The organism is Adlercreutzia caecimuris B7 (assembly GCF_000403355.2).
In the GTDB taxonomy this organism is placed as follows: domain Bacteria; phylum Actinomycetota; class Coriobacteriia; order Coriobacteriales; family Eggerthellaceae; genus Adlercreutzia; species Adlercreutzia caecimuris.
The window spans coordinates 1-3660 of sequence record NZ_KE159647.1 but is presented as its reverse complement, the minus strand read 5'-3'; the positions used below and the strand labels follow the sequence as shown (position 1 = coordinate 3660).

1 protein-coding gene is annotated in these 3660 nt (G+C 68.1%); it reads right to left on the bottom strand.

Going from position 1 to position 3660, the window contains the following annotated elements:
* The coding region (locus C811_RS15535) for an autotransporter outer membrane beta-barrel domain-containing protein (protein WP_016310676.1) at positions 1–3158 on the bottom strand (3158 nt) is incomplete at its 3' end.
* Positions 3159–3660 lie beyond the last annotated feature (502 nt).

Here is a 3660-nt window from a genome sequence, read left to right as displayed (position 1 = left end):
GACACCACCACGTCCGTCCAAAGCGACCCCGGCGCCCCGTTCGACGCTTCGATGGTGTAGCGGATGCGGTCGCCGGGCTGGGTGGGCCCGCCCGGGTGCGTCAGGTTCTCGGCCTTCTTGGACAGAGCGGGCGCGGGCGCGATCTCGGGCCGGGGGAGCACCATGACGTCGTAGACCCAGGTGCTGCCGGTGTAGGCGCCGTTGGGCTCCTGCCTGAAGGTGAGCTGCCCCTTGCCGACCGCCGTCGGATCCAGCACGAGGGTGTAGCTTCCGTCCTCGCCCCGCACAGGCTCGCCGTCCTCGCCGCGCAGGAAGTCGGCCTCGAACACGTTGCCCTTGGCGTCGGTCACCGAGATGGGGGCGGTCGACTCCGTCTTCACCGTCAGCACCACGCGTCCGGGATGCGGGTTGGCCTCGCTCGGCTCGCCCCAGGTGGTCGTGATGGTGCCCCGATAGGTCTTGCCCCCGTCGGGGTTCGCGGGGTCGGTGGCCTCGCCCGGCTTCGTCTGCACGTCGGGGGCGGGGAAGTCGGGGTCGGTGCAATCGGGGTCGGGCGCGCCCGTCACCTCCACCTGCGGATCGACGGGCTTGATGGCCACCTCCACCTTCGGCGCGGCGTCGGGGTCGTCGGCCGGGCTCGCGCTGGCCAGGTAGTTCGCCGGCGCGCCCGCCTTCTGCTGGGCCTCGTCGGGCGGCAGGTAGCGCATCGACACCACGTGGGTGTTGTCCTTGCCGGGCTCGGGGAACAGCAGGTCGGCGTCGGCAGGCGTCACCTGAAACTCGATGTGGGCGAAGGAGCCGCGGCTGTCGGCCGGGTTGGGCACCACCGTGGCGTTGGCCGGCACGGGGTTGCCCTCGGCGTCGGTGCCGGCCGTGTAGCGGATGGGCGTGACGGGCCCCACGGGCTCGCCGTCCACGTAGAGCTGGAACGATCCCTGGGGCGCCTTGCACGTGTCGGCCGTGGGGGTCCCGTCGGGGAAGGTGCCCCCGCGCACCTCGGCCACCACCTTCAGCTTGCTCGTGGCGGGGTGCTCCACGGCGCCGGGCCTCTTGTCGGCGTCGGCCTCCTCCACCCACTCGGCCGAAAGCAGCGACACCTTCGAGGGGATGGGCGTGATCTCGCACCAGCCGGTGGCGCGGTGGCCCCAGTAGCCGTTGGCGAAGTCGGCGAGTGCCGGGTCCGACGAGCCGGAGTACTCGCGCGACACCATGGTGAACTTCATCACGCCCACGTCGGTGGGCATGTCCTTGCCGCCGTTAGCGCCGTCCACCTCCTTGCCAATGGGCACGCCGTCCCGCTTGTCGTAGGGGCGGTAGCGGTAGACGACGTCGTCGGTGTTGGTGAGCCAGCGGTACTCGCTGGGGTTGCCGTCCTCGTCGTAGGAGAGCACCTCGGGCGTGCGCAGGGGGTGCTCCGGCGTGATCTCGTAGGTCTTGAAGGGCAGGCCGTCGTAGGGCTTCACCAGGCTGTCCAGGTACTCCGGGGGCAGCTCGAAGTCCTCGTAGCGCTTCAGTTGGTCCTCCTGCCCCGGGTTGCGGAACAGGGTGTCGAAGGGGTGGATCTTGCCGTCTTTGCCGCGGTAGGACAGGTCCACCGACACGGTCTGCCGGATGGCCGATTTGGGCAGCCACAGGTACAGCTTGCCGTCGATGAGCTGGGTGGGCGCGCCGTAGGGGTAGTCCTCGCCGCCCACCTTCAGGCTCCAGCTCTCGATGAGGTTGTCGCCCGCCTCGCCGGCCGCGGCCATGTCGGCGCCCAGGTCGATGGTCACCATGAACACCTTGTTGTCGTCCTCGGGGTCGCTCGGGTCGTAGCCGGGGGCCAGGGCCGCGTCGTTACCCCAGGCCGTGTCGCCGATGCCCGCGAATGATCCGTTGGTGTACACCGATCCGCCCGTGATGATGACGTGGCCGCCCGCGGCGTTGAAATCGGGCAGAACGCCTGGTGCGTTGGGGTAGAGGGTGCCGCCGGTGATGCGGATGGTGCCTCCTGTATTGGGCGAGGTGGAGCAGCTGTTGCCAAATCCGGCAGCGTGAGCTGCTCCCGTCGACTTGATGAAGCCGCCGTTGATGGTGATGTTGCCGGCGCGGACGCCGGTGGCGTAGGCACTGCCATACTCCCAGACGAAGTTACCATTCTGGCGACCCTCGCAGGGAATGTGGTCGGGGGGGATGGCATAGTCGTAGGTATGAATCGACTTGGCGCCGCAACCCGATCCGACACCGCTAGAATGGAAGTTCCCGATAGCGTCGTAGATCCCCGAGTTGAAGGTGATGACGCCATCGGTGCCGCCGCCCCAGGTGCCGCCGCCGATGCCTGCGCCCGTCTGGTAGTCAACAGAGTTTGCGGTATCGGCGTGCACGGTGATGACGCCGCCGTTGAAGGTCATGGTTCCGCCGGTCTCCTCGCAGGCGCCCCCGACGCCAGATGCCAGACACCCGCCCCATACCTCTAGCGTTCCAGGGTTTGCGCTGTCGAGAGCCGTATGGGGATCACCAGGTTGAAGCGTCTTTCCGCTGGCGAGGGTCGTGGCGGCGTTGATCGCCCCTCCGATGGGCACCACTTCGTTGCCGGCCGCGTCGGCATTGCGCTCGGCATCGTCGATGGTGAGATCGCTTCCCTCGCCGCAGCGAATACCGGGCATGTTCGCTGCATTGGCGAAGAGGTAGTTCTTGGTGCCGTCGGCCAGGGTGACATGCAGGCTTGTGCGGTTGCGCACCTGCGATCCCTTGAGGGCCCATGAGTTCGTATCGGTGCTGGCAATGTTCGTCATAACGTTCACGGGAATCCCGCCATGAGGGCGTGCTGCTATGTTCACACCGGCCAGGGTGATGTCGGCGTGGTTGCCCGGGGCAATCCAGATGCCTGTTCGTGCGGCATCGGCAGCAGCTGGCGTCTCGGTGTTGGCGCCGGCTGCATTTTTCAGGAAGAGCCTTTTGTCTGAGAGGACGAAGAGGATATCCGCATTGTGGCCGTCTTGTCCGTATCCGTACTTCACCACCGTCCCGTCCTCCTTGGGATATTGGAAGACGCTGGGATAGTAAATAAAGTCCTTCCCGTAGGTGCCGCCCTTCACGCGCAGGGTGCCGCAGGTGACCCAGCCGTCGGCATCGGGAGTGTGGCTGGCGGTGCTGGCGTTGGGCGCGTTGAGGGCCACCAGGCCGGCGGCCGTGGGGGCTGCTGTCGACCGAGACCCGGTTGCCGAGGCGTCGCCGCTTTCGGCCGCCGCCGCTTCGGCGGGGGAAGAGCCTGCGGCCTCATTTGGCAAGGCGACAGGAGTTTCGGAAGCCGTGGTCAGGGGCAGCTGAGCCGAGGCGATTGTCTGGGCCAGTATGTCGGCCGCCGTTGCGCTGCTGCCGTTGCCGGGCCGGCGCGGCGGGGTGATGCGGTTGGAAGGTGAGGAAGACGGCGCGGCGAGCGAGGCGTCAGCGGGGGCGCCATCGGCGGTGTTAGGAGATTGAGAAGGGGGAGAGACGGGTGGATCGCCCTCGGCCGGGGCGGTCTCGCCGGTTGCGGCGGCGTCGCCTACCGGCTCAGAAAACTCGATGGGGGGGGGTCTCTATGATTTGGCCCTCCGGCTCGGCGAGGGCCGCCGCGGGCACCATCCCGCAGGCGAGCGCGGCGGCCAGGCCCAGGCTCAGAAGCGACCCCTGTCGCCT